The sequence below is a fragment of the Halorussus ruber genome (assembly GCF_004765785.1).
Lineage (GTDB): Archaea > Halobacteriota > Halobacteria > Halobacteriales > Haladaptataceae > Halorussus > Halorussus ruber.
Genome location: NZ_SBIT01000010.1, coordinates 41480 through 65886 on the forward strand (window position 1 = coordinate 41480; position 24407 = coordinate 65886).

Sequence of the window (24407 nt, forward strand, 5' to 3'; positions counted from 1 at the left end):
TCGGTCCTGAACCGCAGACTCACTCCGGGGGTCCGAGGGAGACGAACTCCAGCCCCTTCTCGCCCAGCAACGTCCGGGCGCGCTCGGTCACCGACGGCGAGACCAGAATTCCGCGAATCTCGGCGTCGGCGTGCAGGTCCTTCTCCAGCGCCTCGACGTAGCGCGCGAGTTGGCCCACGGCGTCCGGACCCACTCGCTTGCGCTTGAGTTCGACCACGACGGTCCGACCGTCGCGGTCCTCGCCGTAGATGTCCACCGCTCCGGCGGGCGTCTCGCGCTCGATGGCGAGCGGTCGGAACCCCGGTTCCACGAGGTCCGGGTCGTCGAGGAGGCGCTGGCGGAGGTCCTCCTCGGACCCCTGAAGCGCGAGTTCGCGCCGGTCGGTCACGTCGAAGGTGGCGATTTGCTCGACGCGCTCGAACGAGACCAGTAGCTCCTCGGCGGGCGAGGAGCGCACGCTCCGAATCCGGAACTCGCCCTCCTCGACGCTGACCTCGTGGGCGCACCCCGGCGGTTGCCAGTTGACCGGCTTCTGGCCCTCGTCGGTGTGGACCAGCGCGGTCCCGTCGGGTTTGAGGACGACGAGTCGGTCGCCGGGGCCGAGCGTGCTGGCGGCCCGGCCCTCGTACTCGACGGTACACCGGCCGAAGACGGTAATCATCTCGGCGCGGTCGATTGCGGCCGCGACTCGTGACCGGGCCTCCTCGGCGTCCGGTCGGACGAGGGCGTCGCTCTCCGCTGGACTGTCGTCGGGGGCGTCGCCGTCGGTGGTGTCGCGGTCCGCGGGGTCGCCGTCTGCGGTTGTCACTACCCCGGCGTAGGCGGCGAGCGCACTAAAGCGGCGCGCGTCGGGGAGGAGGTATCCGTAGATGGGACGACTGTGACTTCGAAAGCCCTCGGACAGTTCCGGTCCCGCGACTCGCTGTGCTCCTCGGCCTTCGGCCTGCGGTGCTTGCTTCGCCGGGGTTCCCGGAACTGCCCTCGCCCTTTCAGTCCGCCAAGGACGTGGATTGTGTCACCAGCCGAAACAGTCGGTGGATGCACTAGCTGGACCCCCGAGGAGGTGCCAGTTCGGGCGAATGCGCCCATCTCATTCCGGCAGTAGCACCTCGCGGTCGTCGTCCCACAGCGCCATTCGCTCGGCGAGGTAGTCGGTCGCTTCCCCCGGAGCGAAGCACCCCCGGTCCACCGCGTCGCCGACGACCGCCTTGGTCCCGCGGAACCACCCCCGGAAGTAGTCGGCCTCCGCCGGGTCGGCCTCGACCAGCGCGCCGTGACCGACGGTCTCGCTCTCGGCGACCTCCTCGCTGTCGATTTCGAGGCCGAACCAGCAGACGTGGAAGGCGGTGGTCGCGTAGTCCGGGCCGACGCGGTAGAACGCCTCGTGGTGGAGGAAATCGAGGTAGTTCCGGACGATGTCGGCCAGCGAGCAGTCGGTCGCTATCGGTTCGGGGTCCACCGCGAAGGCCGACTCTGCGGCGAAGGGCGCGTCGGCCGAGAGGCGGTCGAGGAGCGCGAAGTCGGCACCGCCCCAGTGGGAGCGGTGGAGGTCGTAGCGGGCGTCTGCGGTGGAGTCAGCGGCGGGAGTGGGTTCATCGACAGAGCCTTTCGTCGAACTACTTTCCTCGACGGCGGAGTCCTCGGCGTCGTCGCGGCGGTAGGCCAGTAGTGCGCGGTGTCCCATCGGGGCGAGTTGGCCGCCCGCTGTGATTTAAACCCTCGCACGAAGCCAAAGACAACTAAATGCTTAATGAGCACAATAAATTATGTGGTAAAGGAATAGGTGGTTGGTTACAACTCGGAGCGTTCGGAGAATCCGGACTAAATTGCCACTATCTCCGACGCGCGCTCGGCGTCGATTTCGCCGTCTGAACGCCCATCTCCGCCCCGGAAGCGGAATACTCCGCCTCTCGGCGTGCGGAGTCTCGGTGAGGACTTCCGGCGGCGACTCGGCTTTTTGGGGCAAGTGCGTAGCCCCGAGCGACTGAGGATGTCTACGACCACGACGACCGAGGAGTTCCTCGGCAATCTGACCGACTTCGAGTACCGCGAGGTGTTGATGACCGGGGCGACGGCCGCCGTCGTCTTCGGCGCACTCGCGCTGTTTCCGGGCGTCGAGAACGTCTCGAAGGGTATCGACGGCAACTTGACGACGTGGCAGTTGGCGCTGTTCGTCCTGCTCCCCGTCGCGGCGGGAGCAATCAAGGGCACCATCGGGTTCGGCTACGCGCTCGTCACGACGCCCATCTTCGCCACCGTCATCGACCCCACGATGGCGGTGGTCGTGCTGGCGATTCCGCCGTGGATGATAAACGTCTTTCAGGTGGGCGAGACCGACACCGGCGCGGCCTACGTCCGCGAGCGCTGGTCGCTCCTCCTGCTGGCGCTGGTCGGGTCGATTCTCGGGGTGTTCTTCCTCGACACCTTCAGCACGCACCCGGTCGTGCCCTTCCTCATCGGCCTGCTGATTCTGGGGTACGTCGTCTTCGAGGTCGTCAAGAGCTTCGTCACGGTCGAGAAGGCCCACAACCCCCTCGCGCTCGGCGGCGTCGGCCTGCTCGAGGGGTTCCTGCTGGCGGCGGCCAACCTCGGCCCGCTCCTGCCCGCCTATCTGCACACCTTCGAGCGCGACACCGACAAGTACGTCGGCGGCCTCTCGATGGTGTTCACCTTCGTCTTCACCGCCCGCATCGTCCAGATGGCGCTGTTCACCGACCTGCTAACCACTTACCGGCTCTGGCTCGGCTGCGCCCTCGCGGTCGTGACCGCCGTCGGTCTGCTGGTGGGGACGTATCTCCGGCGCACCGGCGTGGACGAGGACCGATTCAACTGGCTTGTCGTGGGGCTGTTGTTCGTCATCTCGCTCAACATCTTCTACAAGACCGGTCCGGTGGTGCTTGAGTCGGTTCGGGACGTTTTCGCGGTGATTCTGTCCTGAGTCGAGTCGTATAATCCAACAGGAATCGGGACCACCGCAGGAATCGTGGTAGAGAACGCTTCTTGAAGCCCCCGTCCGGTCGCGGTCACGCGAGCGAAGCGAGTGTGACCGCGACCGGGCGGCCCCTTCATCCCGCCCACAGTGGTTTGGTGGGAATAGCTCACGCGGGGCGGTCGGTCAGCCATCGCGTGCCGAAAGTCGGCCCTCGTTCGCCCCGGTAACTCTATTCTCGTCGCTCCCGTACTCCCGATGTTCAGAGGAGCCATGCCCGAGACACTACGAATCGCGCTCGCACAGCAGAACCACCTCGTCGGCGACGTGGCGGGCAACGCCGAGCGAATCGAGCGCGCGGTCGGTCGCGCCAAGGAGGCCGACGCCGACCTGCTGGTCTGCTCGGAACTCGCCCTGCTGGGTTACCCGCCGCGGGACCTCGTCGAGCGCGAGAGCGTCCTCGACGCTCAGTACGAAGCCCTCGACCGCCTCGCAAGCCTGACAGACGACGAGTTCGGGTTGCTGGTCGGGTTCGCCGAGCGCAATCCCGCCGAGACCGGACGACCGCTCTACAACGCCGCGGCGTTCTGCCACGAGGGCGAGGTCGCGGGAACGACCCGCAAGCGACTCCTGCCGACCTACGACGTGTTCGAGGAGGACCGATACTTCGAGCGAAGCGACCGGACCCTCGTCCACGACTTCCGCGGTACCAGCCTCGGCGTCCACGTCTGCGAGGACGCGTGGAACGAACCCGACGTCTGGGAGCGCCCGCGCTACGACGCAGACCCGGTCGAGGACCTCGCCGACGCTGGCGCGGACCTGCTGGTCAACCTCTCGGCGAGTCCCTTCTACGCCGGAAAGGGCGACGAGCGCACCGACCTGATGGCGAGTCACGCGACCGACCACGGCCTCCCGCTGGTCTTCGCCAATCAGGTCGGCGCGAACGACGAGATTGTCTTCGACGGGCGCTCGTTCGTCGTCGGGCCGGACGGCCGGGAGGTCTGCCGACTCGCCGAGTTCGAGGCGGACTTTGCGGTCTGTGAGCTCCGAGTCGGTGAAGCAACAGAACCCCAGTCACTCGCCCCGGTAGCCCCCGACCGCACCGAGCAACTCCGGCGCGCCATCCGGCTCGGTCTCCGCGATTACGTCCGCAAGACCGGCTTCGAGGGCGTCGTTTTGGGCCTCTCGGGCGGCGTGGACTCGTCGGTCGCGGCCGCGCTCGCCGCCGAGGCGCTCGGCCCGGAGAACGTGCTGGGCGTCTCGATGGCGACCAGATACACCAGCGACGCCAGCGAGTCCGACGCCGCCGAACTCGCAGACGCCCTCGGCATCGAGTTCGCGGAGTTCCCCATCGAGGAGACCTCCTCGGCCTTTCTCGACCAACTCGACGGCGTTCTGGGCGACCGACCCCCGTCAGTCACCGAGGAGAACTTGCAGGCCCGGATTCGGGGCACGACCCTGATGGCGCTCTCGAACGAACTCGGCGGCCTCGTGCTGGCGACCGGAAACAAGAGCGAACTCGCAACCGGCTACTGCACCCTCTACGGCGACATGTGCGGCGCAATCGCGCCGCTGGCTGACTGCCCGAAGGGCGACGTCTACGACCTCGCCCGCCGAGTGAACGACGATTGGGATTCCCCACCCATCCCTCGGCGCGTCCTCGAACGTCCGCCCTCTGCCGAACTCGCGCCCGACCAGACCGACCAGGACACCCTCCCGCCCTACGACGTGCTGGACGACGTTCTCCGGCGATACGTCGGCGAGGGCGCGACCCCGGAAGAAATCGTCGCCGCGGGCCACGACCCCGAAGTGGTCCGCGAAATTCTAGCGATGCTCCACGGGTCGGAGTACAAGCGCTGGCAGGCCGCGCCCGTCCTGAAACTCACTCGGAAGGCCTTCGGCGTCGGGTGGCGCTACCCCCTCGCGGCGTCCTACGCGGCGGTGACGAGTCGTGTCCCGCGATAGCTTCCAGACCGCCACCGGAGTCACCGTCCCGGCGGTCACGGCCGACGAGATGCGGGACATCGACCGCGTGGCAGTCGAGGAGGTCGGCCTCGGACTCCTCCAGATGATGGAGAACGCCGGAAGAACCCTCGCGGCCCACGCCCGCGAACTCCGCGAGTACCATCGCCCAGACGCCCCAGTCGCAGTCCTCGCCGGAGGCGGCGGTAACGGCGGTGGCGGCCTCTGCGCGGCCCGGCACCTCGTCAATCGCGGCGTCCCGGTCGCCGTCTCGCTGGACCGTGACCCGGAGTCACTCTCCGGCGCGGCCGCGACCCAGTTCGGAACCCTCCGAGAGATGGAGGTCGAGACTGTCGCCGCCGACGCGATTTCCACCGGCGAGCCGGATTCCGTCGGCGAGCCAGCAGTAATCGTAGACGCCGTCATCGGCTACAGTCTGCGTGGCCCTTCACGCGAGCGCGCAAAGAACCTATTTAACGTCGCAAACGATGCCGACGCGCCGGTGCTGTCCCTCGACGTACCTTCGGGCTACGACGCGACGACCGGCGAGGTGCCGGGCGAAACACCCGACGCGGCGATTGCGCCCGACCGAACCCTGACGCTGGCGCTCCCGAAGACCGGCCTCGACGCGGTTCCCGGCGACCGCTATCTGGCCGACATCGGGATTCCGAAAACGGTCTACGAGCGCGTCGGCGTCGAGTACGACTCGCCGTTCGAAGAACCCGGATTGCTCGACGGCTACTCGGTCGAACTCACGCGATAGCGTCCTCCTCGTCCTCGGCGGCCACGAGGTGGTCCATCCCCCAGTCGCGCATCTCGTAGATGAGCGGTTCCAGCGACTCGCCCTGATCCGTCAGCGAGTAGTTCACGCGGACCGGCTTCTCGCTCACGATTTCGCGGTTCACGAGCTGTTTCTCTTCGAGGTCGTCGAGGCTATCCGAGAGGACCTTGCTGGAGATGCCGCCGACGTCCTCTTTGAGTTCGTTGAAGCCCATCGGACCGCCGTCGAGCAGTCGGTGGATGACCACCGGGTGCCACTTCTTGCCGATGAGGGTCGCTGTCGCGGTGATGGGACACCACTCTTTGCCAGCGCACCAGACTGGCAGTCGGTCGTCGTGTTCACTCACGTTGCGGGCTACTCTGGCGACCGCCTAAAGAGTTACCGCTACCCATCTAGTTACCGGGAGTAACCGACCGCCGCGAGTGGATTTTGAGGGGCGATTCCGGGGTTAGTCGCCCCGGAGCGTCTCGACGCACTCGTCCAGAAAGTCGGGGTACTGAAAGCTCGCGTCGGGTTCGAGTTTGACCACGACCCCGCGGTTCCGAGAGAGGTAGAGGTGGAGCGCGGTCGCGCCCTCGTGGCGGAGCAGGAGGGCCTTCGCCTCGCCGAGGTGGAAGTAGACGTCCTCGACGTGTTCGCGGTTGAACACCGCCAGCGACCGGTGGATGATGGTGTCGAGTTCGAGGCCCGAGAGTTCGGACTTGAGGTCCGAGCGGATGTAGCGCACGTCGTAGGAGTAGTCGTCGCTGTCGAACGAGGCGACCCACCGGAGTCGGTCGCCGAACTTCGCCTCGAGGTCGGCCGTGAGTTCGTCGTACCGGGGTTTCGGCATGGAGTCATGCACGACGCAAGGAGGGAAAAGCGTTCGTGGCGACGAACCGAGACGATTGAACGACCTGAGGCGACTGGACGACCCGAGACGAGTGGACGCCCTGAGGAGAGTGTCGCAGCTACTCAACTTCGCGCTTGAGTTCCGCCAACTCGTTCATCGCCTCCAAGGGCGTCATCGTCGCCACGTCCACCTCGCGCAGTCGCTCTGCCAGCACGTCCGCCGCGCCGTCGGCCAGCGCCTCCGGCGCGGCGTTCTGTGGTGGTTCCGGCGCTTGTTCCCGTTCGCGCTCCTCGCCTTCTACCGCCTCGCCCTCCACCTCGGCGGATTCGGCTTCCGCCAGCAGGTCCCGCGCTCGCTCGACCACGTCGTCCGGCACCCCGGCCTCCCGGGCGACCTGCACGCCGTAGGAGGCCGTGGCCGCGCCTCGGCGCACGTCGTGGTCGAAGGTGACCTCCTCGTCGGTCTGGTCGGCGGCGAAGTGCAAGTTGAAGGCGCGAGGCAAGTCGTCGGCGGTCTCGGTCAGTTCGTGGTGGTGGGTCGCAAAGAGGGTGAGCGCGCCGATTTCGTCGTGGACGTACTCCGTGACTGCCCGGGCGATGGCGAGGCCGTCGGTGGTGCTGGTGCCCCGACCGACCTCGTCCAGCAGGACTAAGGAGTTCTCCGTGGCGCTCTCCAGAATCGCGGAGAGTTCGGTCATCTCGACCATGAAGGTGGAGCGTCCGCCCGCGATGTCGTCGCTCGCGCCGACCCGAGTGAAGACCCTGTCTACCGGGTCGATTCGGGCGCTGGCGGCCGGGACGAAGCTCCCCGTCTGGGCGAGGACGGTGACGAGCGCGACCTGTCGCATGTACGTCGATTTGCCCGACATGTTCGGCCCCGTCACGACCGCGAACGAGGAGTCGGGGTCGAGGTGGGCGTCGTTGGGCACGAACGACTGCTGAGTGCGCTCGACCACGGGGTGGCGGCCGCCCTCGACGTGGATGCCCTCGCCGCCGATTTCCGGTCGGGCGTAGTCGCGGGTGGCCGCTACCTCTGCGAGGGCGGCCAGCACGTCCACCTCTGCGAGGGCGTCGGCGAGGGCTTGGACGCGCTCGGACTCGTCGGCGACCTCGCTTCGCACTTCGCGGAACAGTTCGTGTTCGAGGTCGTCTGCCCGGTTCTCCGCGCGCAGAATCTCGTCCTCGCGCTCCTTGAGTTCGGGCGTGTAGAACCGCTCGGAGTTTTTGAGGGTCTGGCGACGGTTGTAGTCGTCGGGCACCGAATCGAGGTTCGGGTTCGTGACCTCGATGTAGTAGCCGTGGACCGAGTTGTGCCCGACCTTCAGCGAGTCGATGCCGGTGCGCTCGCGCTCCTGCTGTTCGAGGCTGTCTATCCACGCTTTGCCCTCGCGCTCGGTCTCGCGGAGCGAATCGAGTTCGTCGTCGTAGCCCTCCCGAATCACGTCGCCCTCGGTAATCTCGCGTGGCGGGTTCTCCCGAATCGCTCGTTCGATGAGATTTCGTACGTCCTCCAACTCGTCCAGACGCTCGCGGAGTTCGGTGAGTTTCTCGCTCTCGAAGGCTTCCATCTCGTCCTTGATTTCGGGCACCACGTCGAGGGTGTCCTTGAGCGACCGCAGGTCCCGAGCGTTGGCCCGGCCCCGCGAGATTCTGGCGATGAGGCGCTCGATGTCGTACACGTCCCGGAGGAGATTCCGGGCCTCCTCGCGGGCCTGGAGGCTGTGGGTCCACTCCTCGACGGCGTCGAGCCGGGCCTCGATGCGGTCGGAGTCGAGCAGGGGTCGCCGGAGCCAGTCCTTCAGCTTCCGGCTTCCGAGCGCGCAGGAGGTCTCGTCCAGTACGCCCAGCAGAGTCACGTCGTCGTCGCCGTGGACCGTCCGGCGGTCGAACAGTTCGAGGCTGGAGAGCGCCACCCGGTCCAAGAGCATGTACTCGCGGGGTTCGTAGCGCGTGAGGTGGTTGAGGTAGTCGAGGTGGCCGCCCTCTTTGGCTTCGTCGTCGTCCGCTCCGCCGCCTCCCGCCACGCCGCCGCGAGTGTACTCGGCGTAGGCCAGCAGGGCACCGCAGGCCCGAATCTCCACGTCTGCTGTGAGTCGGGCGTCGGGCGAGCCGAAGTAAGCCTCGACCTTCTCGGCCGCCGCCTCGAACTCGAAGGCCGCCGAATCGTAGGGCGTGACCATACAATCCGCGTCGAAGGGGTCGGCGGTGGTCTCGGGTTCCACGATGGCCTCCGCGGGGGCGAATCGGCTGACCTCGTCGGCGACGGTCTCCTCGCGGCGGGCGCTGGTCGCGTAGAAGTCGCCGGTCGAAACGTCCAGCAGGGCGAGACCGTACCGGTCGGGGTCCTCGGTCAGGCAGGCCACGAAGTTGTTGTCGTCGGTGTCCAGCAGTTCGTCCTCGGTCAGGGTGCCGGGCGTGACGACCCGAGTGACCGCCCGGTCCACCACGCCGGTGGCCTCCTCGGGTTCCTGCACTTGATCCGCGACCGCGACCCGGTAGCCAGCGTCGAGCAGGGTCTCGATGTACGACTCGGCGTTGTCGATGGGGATGCCAGCCATCGGGTAGGTGCCGGTCGAGTCCTCGCGCTGCGTCAGCGCGATTTCGAGGAGTCTGGCGGTTCTCTCCGCCGCTTCGCAGAAGGTCTCGTAGAAGTCGCCGACCTGAAAGAGGACCAGCGAGTCGTCGTACTGCCGACAGAGCTCGAAGTACTGGCTCATCATCGGCGTCAGGTCCTCCTCGTTCTCGGCCATCTTCTCGGGTGCCCCCAGCGCCGCGTCCATGGGTGAGAGTAGAGTGGCCCCAGCCCAATAAGCAATCGGAACTCGGCGAGGGGATGGGGATTCGGAGTCCGGAATCACCGGCCCTACTTCTCGGCGCGCGCTGGCGCGGTCTCCGTGCCGCGCCAAACCGCGCGAGGGATGAGCATCGGAGTCGTTCGAAAATCGAAGATTTTCGTGATCACGAGAGCGTCGCTCTCGGACGACGAAGCGAGAAGCGCAATCGGTTGGGGAGGACGTGGCCCGCGGTTGCGGTACGGGGCGGTTGCGGAGACTCCTCGGCTCAAGCCTGAAGCTAGCTTCCATTCCTCCCTGTCGTCCTATTTCTCGACTTTTCCTTGTCGTCCTACTCCCCGATTTCTCCCTGTCGTCACACTCCCGATTCCCCCTTCCTTTCACCCTCTCTAACCCGAGACCGACCGAGAACAGACAAAAATGCGACCGGGCGGAAGGGATAACAGTCGCTGGCGACGTACAGGGTACTATGACAGACACGGCCCCCGAGACCGCCGACGAAACCGATTCCGCCACTCGCATCGACAAGCCCGTCCACCTCGAAGACGCCGAGGACCTCGCGGCGTTCGTCGCCGACCACGACCTCGCGCTGGTCGAGTTCTACACCGAGGGGTGCCCGAAGTGCCAAGCCCTCGAACCGATTCTGGGCAACGTGGCCCGCGCCACCGACGCCGCGGTCGGCACGCTCAACCCCCGCGACGACCCGCCGCTCATCGAGGAGTACGACGTCCGGAGCGTCCCGCTCCTGCTGGTCTTCGAGGACGGCGAGTTGGTCGAGCGCAAGAGCGAGGGGTTCCAAGGAGCCGAAGACATCGTCGCGCTCGTGGAGAACCGCGGCGGGGCGTAGGGACGCCGGGGCGTCCTCGGTCGAAGGAGAAGTAACTAACAATTTCTAAAACGTATGCTTTCATTTCCTAAAGACACGGTTAGAATTCTTTAGGAATGAATTCGTTGTCTTTCTACGACGCACGCCGCGGCTACTCCTGCAACTCGATTTCGATGACGACTGTGCCGTCGAGCGCCTCGGCCAGCGCCTCGCCGTCGGGGAGTCGGTCGCCCTCCACCTGAAGGCCGATTCGGCGGGCCTTCTCGACGCCCTCGCGCTCGACGAATTGCCGGACGTGGTCGGCCACGTCTGCGGGGTCGGCGCTCGGCTCGGCCACGCCAGACCGCTCTTCTCCTCGGAGGAGGACCCGGACGGGGTGGCCTCCTCGGAGGTTCTTCCACCAGTCGCTGTGGGTGAACACGACCAGCGTGTCCTCCTCGCGTCGATAGCCGACCGGCGTGGTGTACTCCCGGCCGCTCTTGCGCCCCGTGAACGTGATGAGCATCAGCGAGTCGCTGACGAGTCCGTGGAGCGGCGAGCGCAGGAGTCGCTCCATCACGGGGTTGAGTCCGGCGCGGGCAGTTCGGCGGGCGCGACTCGGGGCCGGTCGGCGGGTTCTCGCTCCTCCTCGACTGTTTCTCGATTCTGACGACGCTGGCGAACCGCGAGGGCGGCGAGTCCGGCGAGCGCGAGGCCGACGGCCAGATACTTCCATCGGCGGTGTCGGGCCATGCCGGACGTACGACAGCGTCGATGTTGAAAGTTCTCGGCGACGCTCCTCCCACCGACCGCCGACTCGACTACCGGAAATCCCGACCGCCGAGCGTCCGCTTTTCCCTCTCCGAACCCAACTCCGCCCGTGAGCCACCAATCCACCGACACGCTGTCGATCTACTCCGACTACGTCTGCCCGTTCTGCTACCTCGGCAAGGCCGCGATGGAGCAGTACCGCGAGGAGGCCGACGACCCGCCGGAGGTCGAGTGGCGCTTCTACGACCTCCGGGGGTACAAGCGCGGCCCCGACGGGAGCATCGACCATGACGTAGACGACGGGAAAGGCGACGACTACTTCGCGCAGGTCCGCGAGAACGTCGAGCGCCTCAAGGACCGCTACGACGTGACGATGGACCTCGACTTCTCGCTCGACGTGGACTCGTGGAACGCCCAGCAGGCCGCGCTCTACGTCCGCCAGAGCTACGACGAGGAGACCTTCCTCGACTTCCACGAGTCGGTCTTCGAGGCGCTCTGGCAGGACGGCCGGGACATCGGCGACCTGGACGTGCTGGCCGACCTCGCCGAGAAGGCGGGTATCAACCCCGACGAGGTCCGCGACGCGACCGAAGACGAGACTCTCGAAACTGAACTCCGCGACCGGTTCGAGGAGGCCCAACAGGCGGGCGTGTCGGGGATTCCGACGTTCGTCTACGAGGGCCACGCCGCCCGCGGCGCGATTCCGCCCGAGCAGTTCGAGCGACTAGTCGAGGGCAGTCAGTAGACGATTCATCTTCCGAAACCCGAAGATTCTCCGTCACGCCGCCCCTGCCAGCAGGTCCCCCACGACGAACGCCACCAGCGCCGCTAGCATCCCGATGGCGAACATCTCCGCGCCGCTCCGGAGCCATCCCCGGTCGGTCACGAGGCTCCGACTCGCGCCGACGACGAAGAACGTGACGCCCGTGACCGCGACGGCGGCCGGGAAGAGCGGTCGGACCGCGAGCGCGTAGGGAACCAGCGGCATCACGCCCGCGAGGACGAACGCGACGAAGGTGGCGAGCGCGGTGCTGGCAGGCGATTTATCCCCGTGTCCCTCGTCGTTGCCTTGACTCTCCTGATACGCGAGTTCCGACTGCCTGCTCAGGTAGTTGCTCATCCCCATCGAGAAGCCGTCGGCGAAGAGGTTGGCCGCACCGAGGACGAGGACGATAGAGGGCGACAGCGACGCTCCGGCGACGCCCGCCACGACCGCGAACGTGGTCACGATGCCGTCGTTCGCGCCGTAGACGAACTCCGCGATGTACGCGCCAGACCGCTCGGCGTCGTCGCCGAGGAGGACTTCCAACATGACAGAAACTACGGGACCATCACCAAAGAACCCCGTCGCCGAAAATCCCGTCGCCGAGCGCCGAGCGTCGTCGCCGAAAACGAGCGTCGTCGCCGAAAACTACGTCCGCGTGGACGCCGAGCGTTCGCTATGGACGACGCCCTCTCGGAGTTCGGCCGACGCGACTGGCAGACCGAATCGGACCTCGAACCCCTGCGGTTCGCCATGATTGGGTTGGGATGGTGGACCCGCGAGGAGGCCATCCCGGCGACCGAGCAGAGCGACTGGTGCGAGACCACGGTGGTCGTCAGCGGCCACCACGACAAGGCCGAGGACGTGGCCGAAATCGCCGACGATACCGCGACCGCCATCACCTACGACGAGTTCCACGACGGCGAAGCCACCGACGAGTACGACGCGGTCTACATCGCCACGCCGAACGCCAAGCACCTCGAATTTGCGGAGTCCGCCGCCGAGTTCGGGAAGGCCGTCCTCTGCGAGAAGCCGATGGAGGCGACTCCCGAACGCGCCCGTCGGATGGTCGAAGCCTGCGAAGACAGCGTGCCCCTGATGGTCGCCTACCGGATGCAGACCGAACCTGCGGTCCGCCGCGCGAGAGAACTCGTTCAGGACGGCGCTATCGGCGACCCCGTGCTGGTTCACGGAAGCATGTCCCAGCGCCTGTTGGAGATGATTCCGAACCCCGACCAGTGGCGACTCGACCCGGACCTCTCCGGTCCCGGCACGTCGGTGATGGACCTCGGTATCTATCCCCTCAACACCGCGCGATTCGTCCTCGACACCGACCCGACCGCGGTCTCGGCGTTCGCCCGCTCCGAGGAGGACGCCTTCGGCGACGTGCCAGACGAGGTCGCCACCTTCGAGATTCGCTTCGACGACGGAACCCTCGCGGCCTGCTCTGCCAGTCAGAACGCCGCCCAGTCGAGCCACCTCAAAGTCGTCGGCACCGAGGGCGAGGTCAGCATCGAACCGGCCTTCTTCGACCGCCAGAACCGGAAGTTCGCGCTCGAAGTCGAGGGCAATCGAGCCGACATCGATTACGAGCAGGTCGACCAGATGCTAGAGGAGTTCGACTACTTCGCCCACCAGATTCGGACCGACCGCGAGATTCACCCCGACGGCCGCCACGGCCTCGCAGACATCGAAGCCATGCACGCCGTCTACGAGAGCGCCGAACAGGAGTCGGCGGTCTCGATTTCCGACATTTGATATAGCGATAATTGATTTACTAGTTCATCTTCGCCGAACATTTATAACCGAAGCCGAGGCCAACTCGGCGCACCCTTTGCAAGGGGCTTTTTCGCCCTACACGGTATCAGGTCGGCTCGTCGCAAGCGCCGCGAGGAGAAACAGGACGAATAGTCGCTCGTTCTACCGGTTTCGCCAAAAGAATCCGCTCAACCGAGGAGGTAGCCCAGTTTCGGGTACCGCTCGGTCAGGGTCTCGCCGCCGAGGTCGTAGTTCTCGATGATGGCGTCCAGTCCGAGGATGCGGCCCGCGCCGAACGCCCCGACCGCGAGGAACACCAGCATGTACGCGAAGTCGCCGTTGATGAGGCCGTGTTCGACGCTCCAGTTGCTGAAGTAGAACAGCAGCATCATGAACGCGCCGAAGAACGCCGCGAGGCGGGTCAGCACGCCGACGAGCAGGGCCATCCCGATGAGAAGTTCGCCCCACGGGACCGCGATGGTGAGCAAGTCGGCGAACCACGCCGTCGAACCCATCCAGTGGAACACGCCGACCAACGGACTCTCGGCCGGAACCGCGTTCATCAGGTAGCCGGTCGCGCTGAACGGTTCCGCGGCCGCGATTTTCTCCCACCCGGCGTGGAGGAAGGCGTAGCCCATCATGAGACGCAACGCGAGGACGAACCACGCGCTCAGGCTGTGGGCCTTCCCGTGGACGGTAACGCCGCCAATCGTACTCTCGAACTCGTTGACTCGGGTTTTGATGTCAGAAGTTGCCATCGTAGTCCACCTTACGATTCGACAGACGCCCAACGAGAGCATATAAACAGGGAGTGATTCTCGTCACATGAGAAACGCTTGTGCCGGAATTGAGGTATTAAGAGGTTGCATGACATATAATAGTCTCTAAGTAGAATAAATTTATAATTTTTAAGTATAAAAATTTATATTTCCTTTCTGACTCTGCCGTCACATGGATGGAAACCCGTCCAAAAACGACATCTTCGACCTGAAAGGACAGTCTGGCGGCCAGTCGCGCCGTCGCTTCTTGAAGGCGCTCGGTATGGCAGGGGCCGGGACTGCTGGCCTCGTGAACGCCATCGAACGAGCGTACGGAGAGCGACCGGACGGCGTCCCGGTCGTCTACACCGACGACGTGTACGGGAATCCCGAGCGCGTTCGATTCGTTCCGAAAGAACGCCATCGTCGCCTGATGGTCTACCGAAATCTCCCGATTCAAAAGTTCGTAGACGAGTATCCGAAGCTCAACGGTGTCACCCTCACTCAGCGGTCGAGCGACGAGACCGACCTCGCGCTCAAGTTCCTACTGGACTCGAACACCGCTACCGTCCGGCGGAAGCTCCCCAATCGGTTCAAACAGATGCCCATCGAGTACGAGGAGCAACCACGGGAGAAACGGCCCCAAAGTCTCGAGGGCGGGGTCAATATCGGCGTCGAAGGTTCCGACGCGGAGGGGACCGTGACCGTGGTCGCCTACGACGCGGATACCTCCGAAAACGTCGTGATTACCGCCGACCACGTCACGGAAGGCGCGTCCCAAATCACGTACGTCGGTGACTCGGCGGCCGACCTCGCGCACCGAGATACCGCGACCGACACGACCTCCTACACGGTCCACAGCGACACCGAAAGTGACCCGCTCGCAACGGTCAACGGGATTCCGGACGTAACGGGAGCATGGCACTTCGCGGGGCTTTCGGACGCGGTTTCCAGCGATACGGTCCCCGTCCAACTATTCGGCCTCGGAAGCGGTGAGGTTCACGACGAGTGTACCAGCACGACACGGAGTTCGCAGGTCGAGTATCAGGCCGACATGTCGAGTCACTCCACCGTAGACGGCGACTCGGGCGGGCCGTGGGTTGACGACGATGGTAAGCTACTGGCCTGTCACTTCGGGTACGACATCTCGTTAACCCTAAACAAGTGGAGTGTCGGGTCGGTCGGGCGAGAGTCGCTCGACGCCGTGAACGCGATGCTTGCGCCGATGTGCGTGGCTAATTCGACGTCGTCCTGCTGAGACAGGGTCGAGTCGGTCGCGTCAGCCCGCATTCACGGGACAGGACTCCTCGGCGTACTCGACCTCGGCCACGGAGTCGATGGGGTTCTCCCCGCAGACCGGACAGTCGGGGTTCCGCCTGAACTCGACCTCCTCGAAGGTCATGTCCATCGCGTCGTAGAATATCATCCGGCCGTCCAGCAGTTCGCCTGCATCGAGGGCTCCGCCCTCGCCGAGGAGGTACTTGACCGTCTCGGTGGCTTGGATGCATCCGACAGTCCCCGGAAGCACGCCCAGCACGCCGGTACTCGCGCAGTCGGGGACCATCCCCTGCGGCGGGGCCTCGGGGAACAGACACCGGTAGCAGGGTCCCTCGGTCGTGAACGTCGTGACCTGCCCCTCGAACTTGTAAATCGCGCCGTGGGAGAATGGGGTTCCCGAGAGCGTGCAGACGTCGTTGACCAGATAGCGCGTCCGGAAGTTGTCGCTGGCGTCCACCACGAAGTCGTAGTCGGCGATTAGCTCCTCGGCGTTGTCGGGTTCGACGCGCGTCTGGTGTGTCCGAACGTCCACGTCGGGGTTGAGCGTGGCCACGAAGTCGGCCGCCGATTCGACTTTGGGTCGGCCAACGTCGTCGTCGCCGTGGATAACTTGGCGCTGGAGGTTGCTGAGTTCGACTTCGTCGTCGTCTGCAATCCCCAACTCGCCGACGCCCGCGGCCGCGAGGTACTGGATGACCGGCGCTCCGAGACCGCCCGCGCCGACGACCAGCACCGAGGCGTCGAGAAGCGACTGCTGGCCCTCTGGTCCGACCTCGTCCATGATGATGTGCCGGGAGTAACGGTCGAGTTGGGTCGGGTCGAGCGAGAGGCTCATGCCCGAGGGTTGGGCGCTAACGGGTTTAAACCCGCGGCTCTCCTGCCTCGTTTCGGACACGAGTTTTCTTCGGCGGTCTGGGGGCCGCGATGGTCGCCCACGGGACCTTCCACGTCGTGCTGGTCGGCCTGTCGGCTCTCACAATCGTCCTCGGCTAAAAAATCGAACTCAGTTCGGGCGCAGAGGGTACGGCTATCTACTTCGCGCGACCCTGACCGCCGTTGTTGCTCGGGCGGTTGTGTTCGGTGCCCTTGCCCTTCTGCTGGAGGCCGCGGTTGTCCTGTCCCGCGCTGGTCAGGCCGCGGAAGGCCCGACCCTTGTGGGACTCGTCGCAGATCCAGTTGAGGTCGTCGTCGTTCTCGATGGCACCGTGTTCGGGGTCCAGCAGAATCACTTCGAACCACTTCTGGCTACCGTCCTCGCCGACCCAGTAGGAGTTCAGCACGCGCAGGTTGCGGTACTTCCGGCTGGAACGCTCCTCGGCGATGCGCTGGAGGTTCTTGCGCCGGTAGATGCGGTTGACACCCTGCCGCTTCGTTCGTCGACCGGCCGTGAACCGCTCTTTGCGGGCCGAGCCTTTGCGAACGCTGACGCGCGCCACGACGACGCCCTGCTTGGCCTTGTAGCCGAGTTCGCGGGCCTTGTCGAGGCGGGTCGGTCGCTCGACGCGCTCGATAGCGCCTTGGTCACGCCATTCCTGCTTTCGCTGCCACTGGAGTTCGGCGAGATCGCCGTCGCCCGGGTCCTTCCACGCGTCCTTGATGTGGGAGTAGAAGCTTTTTGCCATATGTATCACCACGGGCGTTGAGTGGTTCAGTCCGCGAATCGAGATGCGCCGCACCTCGGTTCGCGGACCACATTCCGTCCTGCGTCCGGAAGCGGTGAAACCGCGCCCGGTCCACAGGTGCCCGCTGGTGCCCGTCTACCAGCGAGTTGCCGGAAATTCTCGTCGTCGGGGTTTAAGGGCTTCGTCTTCGCGCGGCGAGTCGGCCGTTCCACGCGGCCGTAATTCAGTTTCGGACCGTTTCGTACACCGGATATTCGCTGTATCTGACCGCTAACGGAGTAGCCACCGGATAACAAAGGACCTCGAACGCTATCCTCCGGTATGGCACACGACATACCCAGCGACCGACCGAGTGGGGACCGAGCGACGAGCGAGCGACGGACGCGGCACGCGGGGGGTCGATAGCATGGCTATTCTCGAACTCGCCATCGCGTTCTTCGTCCTCGCCATCATCGCGGGGGCGCTCGGCGCAGGCGGCGTCGCGGGGCTGTCGATGGACGTCGCCAAGTGGCTGGTCATCGTCTTCCTCGTACTGGCGGTCGTCTCGATGGTGCTTTGAGACCCGAGGAGACGCGTCGGCCGCCGTTCGCGCGCTGCTGAAAGAACTCGGCGAATCGGAGAGAATCAGGCGGCGTGGTCTCGAACGCTCTCGAACTCGCCGTCAGCGAGCGAGTCGGCGAGCGCCGCGGTGTCCACGTCGTCGGGCACGAGCCGCGGGTACTTCCGCCGGAAGTAGCCGACGATGTTGTCCACGTCGCGTTCGAGGAACTCGTCGGCGTTCTCGTGGTCGGTCTCGACCGCTTGAGGCCAGTCGAAAATCGTGATTCCCTCGGTGTTGACGAAGACGTTGTACTCGCTCATGTCGGCGTGGACGTAGCCCTCGGCGTAGGCGTCGCCCATCTCCGAGAGGACGAGGTCCAAAATCGGGACGACCTGCTCGTCTTCGAGTTTGGTCCGCGAGAGTTCCACGCCGTCGATTTTCTCCATCACGATGGCGTGGCGGTTGTGGTCTACCGGCCGGGGCACCTTCACGTCGGGGTAGAGACCTTCGAGGGCGTCGTACTCGCGCTCGGCGGCCTTCCGAGCGGTGTAGAACCACGAGACGTGTTCGCGGTCGGAGGTGTAATCGCGCTCTTTCATCACCTCGCGGAAGTTGGTGTACCCCTCGCGGTGGTACTTCAGCGCGAGCGGTTTGTACGACTGGACCTCGTAGACGTCGCTCTCCTTGCCGACGCCCAGCGGCGACCCGAACCCTTCCAGCGTCTCGCGCTCGGCGAAGGTGTGGAGCGCCAGCGCGTCGTAGCCCTCGAACTTGAGGCGGTAGCCCTCGTACTGAATCGTCTGGCGCTCGATGAGTTCCCGGTCGAGACACCTGTCGAGTCGGTAATCGACCTCCTCGGCGGTCAACCGCGAGAACTCCGGAAGCTTCTCGCGGGCGACCCACTCCGAGAAGCGCATCCCCTGCTCGATGCCAGACAGTAGATGGAAGTCCTCGGGTTCCAACTCGGCCAGCATGCCCGCGACGTTCTGTACCATCACCGCCCAGTAGACGCCCGGCGGATAAAAGCCCCGCGAACGACTCACTTTCGGCGCGAACCGCAGGCGGCGAGGTCGCCGTCCCGACAGAGGTCCTGTTCGGCCTCACAGTTGGCCGACAGCTTCTACTCTAATAAATCATCTACCGCGATAGGAAATCGTATGTTTCCCGGCCAATTTGCGTTTCGTCGATACGATATGAAAACTGTGGCGCGGGTCGTCTCACCAGTCGAAGCGTTACCGACACGGCCGTAAATACGGTGAGAGACTGTCCGTAGGGTTGCTATGGCGGAAAACGACACTACCGGTCGTTCCTGAGAGCAGGCTGACTGGAACGACGTGGTGTTGCTCAACGTCTACCACCAACTCGAACAGCGCTTCTGGTACGACGACGTCCAGATTTCGAAGTTCGGCGCGGCCGGCACCAGTCGACAGATGTTCAACGACGTGTCTATCGACCGGTCGGGCGGTAACGGCGGCGGTGGTAACTGACGCTCGCCGGTCGGACTCCTCACGCGCTCTTTTCTGAACCGTCGAAATTGTTTTGTATCGCTTCTCACGACCTGCGAGAAACTGCACGTTGTGACGAGGCGGTCGTGGGACGAGTGGGCCTAATTGCTCTTAGAGTGGTTCGTCGGAGCGGGTCAGCGGGTATTCCGAGAGCGGGTTCGGTTGTCGCGGTGGCCGAGACCGGAATTGAACGTATATGGCTGAGAACTGTAATAGTATATTTTAGCAATATTTTTAGTCGGGAAACAATTGATTAGGCGTCTCTGCGTCTGTCGGGGTGTCGGCGGTCGATTCGCGCGGTGAAAAAAGGACTGGCGGTCGTGAGCGGCTACTCGTCGTCCTCGCTAGTCGACCCCGTCGCATTCATACTCGGTGGTTCGACCGAGAACGGGACGCTGGCGCAGTCCATCGCACAGTTGCTCTCGGATTCCTGCAGCGACAGCCCCGAGTAGTCCACCACGGTCAGCACTGCCCAGTAGTGGTTCGGCTGGTCGAACATTTCGGGACCGAGGCCTCTGACGTTGATTCGCTCGCGCTTCATCGCGTAGCCCGCCGAATCGCTCTTGACGGTTCCACTGAACGCGTGCGAGCTACCCTCCTCGAACGTGCCCGGAACGACGGTGTGGTCACTTCGGTCCACGATGGTAATCTGGTAGCCGAGCGGGACGCTCCGCTCGATTCCGAGTCTGAGGCCGAACACCAAATCGCCGGTATAGGCCCCCTCGAAGCTATCGGTGAACGTGTCGATGCTGTCGTCCTCCACGTCCTCGTCCGGCGGCGTGAGGGCCGCGAAGCTGATCATGCCGTCCTGTGCCGCGGCTCTGTTCGCCATCGCACTCGTGCCCGTGACGCCGAGTGCGCCGAGGCCGAGACCTTTGATGAGACTGCGGCGCTCGATGCCGCCTCGGTCGTCTGGACGTTCGTCGGACATCTATGAGGGGACTTCGAACTCTTGTGCGATCAGGGATACGATGTTGTCAACTATCGGTTCGGGAACGTTTGCTGAGATTTCGTACGCTCCCGTCTGTGCGTCGGATGGTCCCAACCTTTCAGCGTGCCCCTCTTCGACTAATTGATCTAGGGAGTTCAGGCTGGCAGCTTGATAGTCCATCAACGCTAAAACTGCCACGTACTGTCCGGAACTCAGATTTTCGACGCTGAAGTTGTGCCGCATCTCGACGTTCCCACTTGGGTCCGAACCGGTCATTCCACCCGAACAGGCTGAGGTCCCCTCCTCAAACGCTTGCGTAACGACTTGAGGGGTGTCCGACTTCGTGAAGATGGTGAGTTGTGAACCCATCGGCCTGTCGGGACCAATGTTACTGTAAACGACGAAATCAACGGTGTTCGCGTCACTCGGGATTTGCGGTGGATCGCCGGTAAACCGGTCATCTTCTAAGTCTTCGTCGGGAGGTGTCAGACCCGCGTTATTCGGGATCGGTTGCGCAACTGCTCCCCCACCCATCGCGCCAACGCCTGCAAGGGCCATCGCACCGAAGCCGAGGCCTTTCAGCATGTCTCGCCGCTCTATTCTGCTATCGTCGGTATCTGGTGTCTTTTCTCCCATGGCACCATCTGTCTCCGTCGCCGGACTGGATATTATAAAGCCCCAATCGTTCACGGCTAAAATAAACGATTTTCCGGGGGTAAGCCGTCATACTGACGCCGCCGGGAAATCGATACCAACCGTTTCGACGCCTCACACCCTCGTTTTACGTACTTTTGTCGCAGATGGACAGAACTGTCGTCTCATGAAGTAGTTTCTCCGAGACGTATGAATGCAACGGCCAGTTGATAGCGAACTCACAGAATGGCGCGAACCATTTGCATCTGCCTAACGGAAGCAATCGCCTCACTTCGGAGATGAACGAAGCCGGAAGAGGACCGCACTCTCACGTCCGCCGAGCGTCCTCACCCGATTTCCCGGCCTACGACCGGGCGAACGTCCCGGTGAACTGGTCGGAATCCCGCGTCTTGGCGTCGAGTTCGTCCTGCACGTCCGGCCGAGGAGCGCCCGCCTCGACGGCTAACTCCTCGTCCAGCACGTAGAGCGTAAATCGGTACTCGTGGGGTGCGTCGCCTTCCGGCGGGCAGGGGCCGCGGTAGCCGACTTCGCCGAAGTCGTTTTCGCCCTGCGACGCGCCGTCGAGTTCCGTGACCTCCTCGAGGCGGTCGATGCCCTCCGGAATCTCGACCGTGTCGGCGGGGACGTTCCAGAGCAACCAGTGGGTGAAGGTGCCAGCGGGCGCGTCGGGGTCGTCCACGACCACCGCCAGCGCCGCCGCGTCGTCGGGCACGTCGGCGATGGTCAACTCGGGCGAGACGTCCTCGCCCTCGCAGGTGTACTTCTCGGGAATCGGTTCGCCGTGGGTGAACGCCGGAGTTCGGATGGTACCGTCTGGCATGGCTCTCCCCACAGTTGACTCGCCGCCCGCGCCAAAAGTTGTGACGGCTACGGTGGCGAACTGCCCTCGCGCTCCTCGGGGTCGAGGCTACTGCGATTCGTCGCGCTCTTCGGCCGACACGCCGAAGAGTCCGGCACAGACTGTCGCCCACGTCCGCGTTCGCTTAGTGCGCTTGCCGCCGAATCGGTTCAGGTCCATACTAGTTTAGGGCGGCCTAAACAACTTAACTGTTCGCCTTTTCTGTCTGTCGCTGGTTCGCCCGTCAGTCGGTCAGTAGCCTTCGCAATCCACTTTGCCTCCACGCCCCAAGCCCCCGACATGGCGCTGTCCGACCGCGAGTGGCGGCTGATTCGGGAGGAGTCCCGTCGTGGCCCGCTCAACATGGCTCTGGACGAAATCGCCGCGGAGACGGCCGCCGAGGGCGGTCCGCGGACGGTTCGAGTGTACCAATGGCGTCCCAGCACCCTCTCGCTGGGTTATCGACAGGCCCCCGAGAGCGTGGCGTGGGACTACTGCGACCGCGAGGAGATTACGGTCACGCGCCGACCCACGGGCGGCGGTGGCATCTACCACGACCGGTACGGCGACATCTCCTACTCCATCATCGCGCCCGCCGACGAGCTACCGGGCGACCTGATGGAGACCTACGAACTCCTCTGTGAACCCGTCTTCGACGCCTTGGAGCGACTCGGCATCGACGCCCAGTTCACCGACGAGAAGATGCCTGCCATCCACCAACCGGCCTGCTACCTCCGGGAACTCCACCCGGCCCACGACATCGTGGCCGAGGGTCGAAAAATCTCGGGCAACGCCCAGTACCGCCGGAAGGACGCGGTCATCCAGCACGGCTCGCTCAAGTTCGACCTCGACGCCGAGCGCCACCTCTCGGTGTTCTCGAACCCCGACACCGAGCCAGAGGAGTTCCGCGAGCGCGTGACGACGATGGCAGAGCAGGCGGGAGCAGACCGGGCAGAAGCAGTCGGCGCAGTCGAGGCGGCCCTCCGCGAGTGGGCCGACGCCGAGGAGGGCAGTTGGACCGACGACGAACTGGCCCGGGCCGACGAGCGCGCCGAGGCCAAGTTCGAGCGCGAGGCGTGGGTTCGGGACCGCGAGGACCCGACGGAGTGACGGTCTCGACCCTCTGAGGACCGACCCGCGAAACTGACCTACCCCCGAGCGTGGTAGTAGCTCTGCTCTCCAGACCCCGTGTCCACGATGCGGCGGTCGAGCGCGCCGTTATCTACGAGACGGTCCAAGATTGCGCTCACGGTCGCCACGTCCAGCACCCACCCGACGTGCTCCTCGTCCTCGAAGGGGTGCTCGACGTTGGACTCCGACCATCCGGTGTCCATCACGCTCTCGGTTACCTCCCGGACGTTGTAGGCGTGGTCGTCGTTTTCCTGCAGAAAGTCGAGGACGCGGTCCTCGATGGAGTAGCGTTCACCGCCCCGCTCGAAGGTTTCGAGGGTGATTGGCACACGCCCGGTAGGTTCTGAATGGCAAAAAGCGTGTGGCTCGGTAGAACTGCACACGCTCTCGGTATTCCGGCACTTCGGTCGGGGTTCCGAAGCGCCTTTCACCCCTGCATCCCTCCCCGAACACATGAGAGTTGGCGCGCACGAATCCATCGCTGGCGGCGTCTACAACGCCGTAGACGACCAAATCGAGGACGGGGGCAACTGCGGACAAATCTTCACCCACTCCCCGCAGGTCTGGCAGGACCCGAACATCGACGACGACGAGGCCGAGCAGTTCCGAACTCTCTCGGCCGAGAACGACGTGGGGCCGTGGGTCATCCACTCGTCGTATCTGGTGAACCTCTGCACGCCGAAAGACGGCCTCCGCGAGAAGTCCATCGACAGCATGCAGAAGGAGGTCGATGCGGCGGACAAACTCGACATCCCCTACGTCAACGTCCATCTCGGCGCACACACCGGGGCCGGAGTCGATGGCGGTCTCGACAACGCGGCGAGCGCGCTGGACGAACTCGACATCCCCGAGGGCGTGACGGTCCTCATCGAGAGCGACGCCGGGTCCGGCACGAAACTCGGCGGCGACTTCGAGCATCTCGCGGAAGTCCTCGACCGCTCCCAGCAGGACTTAGACGTCTGTCTCGACACCGCCCACATGTTCGCGGCGGGCTACGACCTCTCGTCCGAGGAGGCGGTCCACGACACCATCTCCGAGTTCGACGACGTGGTCGGGCTGGAGCATCTGGAGTGCGTCCACCTCAACGACTCGAAGCACGAGTGCGGCACGAACAAGGACGAACACGCCCACATCGGCGAGGGCTTGATCGGCGAGGAGGGGATGCGCTCCTTTATCAACCACCCCGACCTCGCGGACGTGCCCCTCGTCCTCGAAACGCCTCACGAGGACGGCAAGGGCTTCGCGTGGAACATCCAGCGAGTTCGGGACCTGCGCGAGGACTGAGTCTCAGTTTCGAATTTCGAGACCGAACTGTTCTCTCCGCTCCGCGAACGACGCCGGATAGACGAGTCGGTACGACCAGACCAAGGCGGCCGCGCCCAGAAGCAGTATCGACGCTCCCGCGAGTGGGGAACTGACCGACGACACGAACTCGAAGGCCCCGACAGTTTCGAGAAACAGCACGACGCCGTAGAACAGCGCCCAGACCGAGACGGCGTAGCCCGCGAGGCGTTTCAGCGAGTACTCCTCGGTCAGGACCCACGCGCCGAGCAGGACCGCCGCGAGGAGAGCGAACTCGAATATCGGGTCGAGTGGTTGGTCGGGAATCGGGTACTGTCCCGCCGACACCCGAACCGTCAGGTAGAGGACAGACAGCGCGAAACCGACGACGAAGTACAGCACGACCACCACGCCGAGGAACCGGAGAATCGTCCGGGGGGCGTTCCGGAGACCCATATCAGGCGACCAACGTGTCG

At 64.6% G+C, this 24407-nt stretch carries 28 protein-coding genes; 11 read left to right on the forward strand and 17 right to left on the reverse strand.

Going from position 1 to position 24407, the window contains the following annotated elements; translation table 11 throughout:
• Positions 1–19: 19 nt before the first annotated feature.
• Positions 20–808, reverse strand: coding sequence for an endonuclease NucS (nucS, locus tag EPL01_RS16435; RefSeq protein ID WP_135826375.1), 789 nt, complete (start codon positions 806–808; stop codon positions 20–22).
• Positions 809–1090: 282 nt separating this feature from the next.
• Positions 1091–1684 carry a DUF6735 family protein gene (locus EPL01_RS16440; RefSeq protein ID WP_135826376.1) on the reverse strand — a complete coding sequence of 198 codons (594 nt, stop codon included), beginning with the start codon at positions 1682–1684 and terminating at the stop codon, positions 1091–1093.
• Between the two features lie 306 nt (positions 1685–1990).
• On the opposite strand from EPL01_RS16440, the gene EPL01_RS16445 reads away from it, so the two are divergent.
• The 3 genes from EPL01_RS16445 (at position 1991) to EPL01_RS16455 (ending at position 5654) form a co-directional block, all read left to right on the forward strand.
• Positions 1991–2938: a sulfite exporter TauE/SafE family protein gene (locus EPL01_RS16445; protein ID WP_135826377.1), complete on the forward strand. Its 948-nt coding sequence runs from the start codon at positions 1991–1993 to the stop codon at positions 2936–2938.
• Between the two features lie 264 nt (positions 2939–3202).
• Positions 3203–4894 carry an NAD+ synthase gene (locus EPL01_RS16450; protein ID WP_135826378.1) on the forward strand — a complete coding sequence of 564 codons (1692 nt, stop codon included), beginning with the start codon at positions 3203–3205 and terminating at the stop codon, positions 4892–4894.
• Positions 4881–5654: an NAD(P)H-hydrate epimerase gene (locus EPL01_RS16455; RefSeq protein ID WP_246045725.1), complete on the forward strand. Its 774-nt coding sequence runs from the start codon at positions 4881–4883 to the stop codon at positions 5652–5654. The genes EPL01_RS16450 and EPL01_RS16455 overlap by 14 nt, the downstream gene beginning before the upstream one ends.
• On the opposite strand, the gene EPL01_RS16460 is transcribed toward EPL01_RS16455, so the two are convergent.
• The 3 genes from EPL01_RS16460 to mutS all read right to left on the reverse strand — a co-directional run bounded on the left by EPL01_RS16460 (position 5644) and on the right by mutS (position 9283).
• Complete coding sequence (locus tag EPL01_RS16460; RefSeq protein ID WP_135826379.1) at positions 5644–6018, reverse strand: winged helix-turn-helix transcriptional regulator; 375 nt, start codon at positions 6016–6018, stop codon at positions 5644–5646. The two genes, EPL01_RS16455 and EPL01_RS16460, sit on opposite strands and share 11 nt — an antisense overlap.
• Positions 6019–6120: 102 nt before the next feature.
• Positions 6121–6504 (reverse strand): DUF7522 family protein, encoded by a 384-nt coding sequence (locus tag EPL01_RS16465; protein WP_135826380.1) that lies wholly within the window; start codon positions 6502–6504, stop codon positions 6121–6123.
• Between the two features lie 118 nt (positions 6505–6622).
• The gene (mutS, locus tag EPL01_RS16470; RefSeq protein ID WP_135826381.1) at positions 6623–9283 is read right to left on the reverse strand and encodes a DNA mismatch repair protein MutS; all 2661 of its coding nucleotides are present in this window, start codon (positions 9281–9283) and stop codon (positions 6623–6625) included.
• A gap of 481 nt (positions 9284–9764) precedes the next feature.
• Here mutS and EPL01_RS16475 point away from each other — a divergent pair, with 481 nt between their 5' ends.
• Positions 9765–10142 carry a thioredoxin family protein gene (locus EPL01_RS16475; RefSeq protein WP_135826382.1) on the forward strand — a complete coding sequence of 126 codons (378 nt, stop codon included), beginning with the start codon at positions 9765–9767 and terminating at the stop codon, positions 10140–10142.
• A 130-nt stretch (positions 10143–10272) separates the two neighbouring features.
• Here EPL01_RS16475 and EPL01_RS16480 read toward each other — a convergent pair whose 3' ends face one another.
• Both EPL01_RS16480 and EPL01_RS21800 read right to left on the reverse strand, forming a co-directional pair.
• On the reverse strand, positions 10273–10677 hold the full coding sequence (locus tag EPL01_RS16480; RefSeq protein WP_246045736.1) for a nitroreductase/quinone reductase family protein: 405 nt from the start codon (positions 10675–10677) through the stop codon (positions 10273–10275).
• A complete protein-coding gene (locus EPL01_RS21800) occupies positions 10677–10853 on the reverse strand; it encodes a hypothetical protein (RefSeq protein WP_168215937.1) in 177 nt (58 codons plus the stop codon). The genes EPL01_RS16480 and EPL01_RS21800 overlap by 1 nt, the downstream gene beginning before the upstream one ends.
• Before the next feature lie 127 nt (positions 10854–10980).
• Here EPL01_RS21800 and EPL01_RS16485 point away from each other — a divergent pair, with 127 nt between their 5' ends.
• Positions 10981–11616 carry a DsbA family oxidoreductase gene (locus EPL01_RS16485; protein WP_135826383.1) on the forward strand — a complete coding sequence of 212 codons (636 nt, stop codon included), beginning with the start codon at positions 10981–10983 and terminating at the stop codon, positions 11614–11616.
• Between the two features lie 33 nt (positions 11617–11649).
• Here the strand turns inward: EPL01_RS16485 and EPL01_RS16490 are convergent, their stop codons facing one another.
• On the reverse strand, positions 11650–12183 hold the full coding sequence (locus tag EPL01_RS16490; protein WP_135826384.1) for a VIT1/CCC1 transporter family protein: 534 nt from the start codon (positions 12181–12183) through the stop codon (positions 11650–11652).
• A 129-nt stretch (positions 12184–12312) separates the two neighbouring features.
• On the opposite strand from EPL01_RS16490, the gene gfo6 reads away from it, so the two are divergent.
• Entirely contained in the window at positions 12313–13392 is a 1080-nt protein-coding gene (gfo6, locus tag EPL01_RS16495) for a D-xylose 1-dehydrogenase Gfo6 (RefSeq protein WP_135826385.1), read from the forward strand.
• A gap of 188 nt (positions 13393–13580) precedes the next feature.
• Here the strand turns inward: gfo6 and EPL01_RS16500 are convergent, their stop codons facing one another.
• Complete coding sequence (locus EPL01_RS16500; protein WP_135826386.1) at positions 13581–14150, reverse strand: DoxX family protein; 570 nt, start codon at positions 14148–14150, stop codon at positions 13581–13583.
• 193 nt (positions 14151–14343) lie between these two features.
• Here EPL01_RS16500 and EPL01_RS16505 point away from each other — a divergent pair, with 193 nt between their 5' ends.
• Entirely contained in the window at positions 14344–15408 is a 1065-nt protein-coding gene (locus EPL01_RS16505; RefSeq protein ID WP_135826387.1) for a twin-arginine translocation signal domain-containing protein, read from the forward strand.
• A gap of 21 nt (positions 15409–15429) precedes the next feature.
• Here EPL01_RS16505 and ubaA read toward each other — a convergent pair whose 3' ends face one another.
• Together ubaA and EPL01_RS16515 are read right to left on the reverse strand one after the other, a co-directional pair.
• Positions 15430–16263, reverse strand: a complete 834-nt coding sequence (gene ubaA, locus EPL01_RS16510) for an SAMP-activating enzyme E1 (RefSeq protein WP_135826388.1) — start codon at positions 16261–16263, stop codon at positions 15430–15432.
• Between the two features lie 196 nt (positions 16264–16459).
• A complete protein-coding gene (locus EPL01_RS16515) occupies positions 16460–17050 on the reverse strand; it encodes a 50S ribosomal protein L15e (RefSeq protein ID WP_135826389.1) in 591 nt (196 codons plus the stop codon).
• 412 nt (positions 17051–17462) lie between these two features.
• On the opposite strand from EPL01_RS16515, the gene EPL01_RS16520 reads away from it, so the two are divergent.
• Positions 17463–17609, forward strand: coding sequence for a DUF1328 family protein (locus tag EPL01_RS16520; RefSeq protein WP_135826577.1), 147 nt, complete (start codon positions 17463–17465; stop codon positions 17607–17609).
• Between the two features lie 65 nt (positions 17610–17674).
• Here the strand turns inward: EPL01_RS16520 and EPL01_RS16525 are convergent, their stop codons facing one another.
• Positions 17675–18586, reverse strand: a complete 912-nt coding sequence (locus EPL01_RS16525; protein ID WP_135826390.1) for a serine/threonine-protein kinase RIO2 — start codon at positions 18584–18586, stop codon at positions 17675–17677.
• A 339-nt stretch (positions 18587–18925) separates the two neighbouring features.
• Here EPL01_RS16525 and EPL01_RS21805 point away from each other — a divergent pair, with 339 nt between their 5' ends.
• Positions 18926–19078: a hypothetical protein gene (locus EPL01_RS21805; protein ID WP_168215938.1), complete on the forward strand. Its 153-nt coding sequence runs from the start codon at positions 18926–18928 to the stop codon at positions 19076–19078.
• Positions 19079–19424: 346 nt separating this feature from the next.
• Here the strand turns inward: EPL01_RS21805 and EPL01_RS16530 are convergent, their stop codons facing one another.
• The 3 genes from EPL01_RS16530 to EPL01_RS16540 form a co-directional block, all read right to left on the reverse strand.
• Entirely contained in the window at positions 19425–20027 is a 603-nt protein-coding gene (locus EPL01_RS16530) for a hypothetical protein (protein ID WP_135826391.1), read from the reverse strand.
• A complete protein-coding gene (locus EPL01_RS16535; RefSeq protein WP_135826392.1) occupies positions 20028–20717 on the reverse strand; it encodes a hypothetical protein in 690 nt (229 codons plus the stop codon).
• Between the two features lie 307 nt (positions 20718–21024).
• Positions 21025–21501, reverse strand: coding sequence for a YbhB/YbcL family Raf kinase inhibitor-like protein (locus EPL01_RS16540; protein ID WP_135826393.1), 477 nt, complete (start codon positions 21499–21501; stop codon positions 21025–21027).
• Positions 21502–21819: 318 nt separating this feature from the next.
• On the opposite strand from EPL01_RS16540, the gene EPL01_RS16545 reads away from it, so the two are divergent.
• Complete coding sequence (locus tag EPL01_RS16545) at positions 21820–22629, forward strand: lipoate--protein ligase family protein (protein WP_135826394.1); 810 nt, start codon at positions 21820–21822, stop codon at positions 22627–22629.
• A 38-nt stretch (positions 22630–22667) separates the two neighbouring features.
• On the opposite strand, the gene EPL01_RS16550 is transcribed toward EPL01_RS16545, so the two are convergent.
• Positions 22668–22979, reverse strand: a complete 312-nt coding sequence (locus EPL01_RS16550) for a hypothetical protein (RefSeq protein WP_135826395.1) — start codon at positions 22977–22979, stop codon at positions 22668–22670.
• A 124-nt stretch (positions 22980–23103) separates the two neighbouring features.
• Here EPL01_RS16550 and EPL01_RS16555 point away from each other — a divergent pair, with 124 nt between their 5' ends.
• Complete coding sequence (locus EPL01_RS16555) at positions 23104–23934, forward strand: deoxyribonuclease IV (RefSeq protein ID WP_135826396.1); 831 nt, start codon at positions 23104–23106, stop codon at positions 23932–23934.
• Positions 23935–23937: 3 nt separating this feature from the next.
• On the opposite strand, the gene EPL01_RS16560 is transcribed toward EPL01_RS16555, so the two are convergent.
• Positions 23938–24387 (reverse strand): hypothetical protein, encoded by a 450-nt coding sequence (locus tag EPL01_RS16560; protein ID WP_135826397.1) that lies wholly within the window; start codon positions 24385–24387, stop codon positions 23938–23940.
• Between the last annotated feature and the right edge of the window lie 20 nt (positions 24388–24407).